The organism is Pseudovibrio sp. POLY-S9, assembly GCF_001431305.1.
Classification (GTDB): Bacteria; Pseudomonadota; Alphaproteobacteria; order Rhizobiales; family Stappiaceae; genus Pseudovibrio.
On the sequence record NZ_LCWX01000026.1, the window covers coordinates 1 to 604 of the forward strand.

1 protein-coding gene is annotated in these 604 nt (G+C 53.8%); it reads left to right on the forward strand.

All coding sequences use genetic code 11. From position 1 onward, the window contains the following. Positions 1-604: IS110 family transposase (locus tag PPL9_RS01375; RefSeq protein ID WP_152986564.1), on the forward strand; the 604-nt coding region annotated here is incomplete at both ends.

Here is a 604-nt window from a genome sequence, read left to right on the forward strand (position 1 = left end):
CCTATGTACGTCAAACCTTATGTGAAACGTGGCAAGTCTGACGCCATCGATGCCGAAGCAATTTGTGAAGCAGTCACGCGTCCTACCATGCGGTTTGTTGAGAGCAAATCCGTTGAGCAGCAGGCGTTGCTCACCCTTCACCGGGCGCGCCACCTCGTGGTTCGTCAACGTACGCAACTGATCAACGCCTTACGCGCCATGTTGGCAGAGTTTGGCGTGTACATCGCCAAAGGCCCCGCAAGCGCTATCGGCTTTTCTCAGGGCGTGTTGGCTGGCAACAAGTTAGACCTCCCCGAAATCGTGCAGGACGTCGTTCATAATCTGTGCGGGCAGTTGGACATACTGCAGGAAAAGATGCGTTGGTATGAAACACGTTTGAAGCTTGAAGCCAAACGTGACCCTAGGGTGAAGTTGTTGCAAACCATCCCCGGCATTGGTCCTATGACTGCCTCTGCGCTTGTTGCGAGCATCGGCAATGGACATCAGTTCAAGAGTGGTCGTGAATTTGCTGCATGGCTGGGATTGACGCCGACTAATCGATCTAGCGGAGGCAAGGAACGACTAGGCAGGATCACCAAAATGGGGGACCAATACCTGCGCCAAT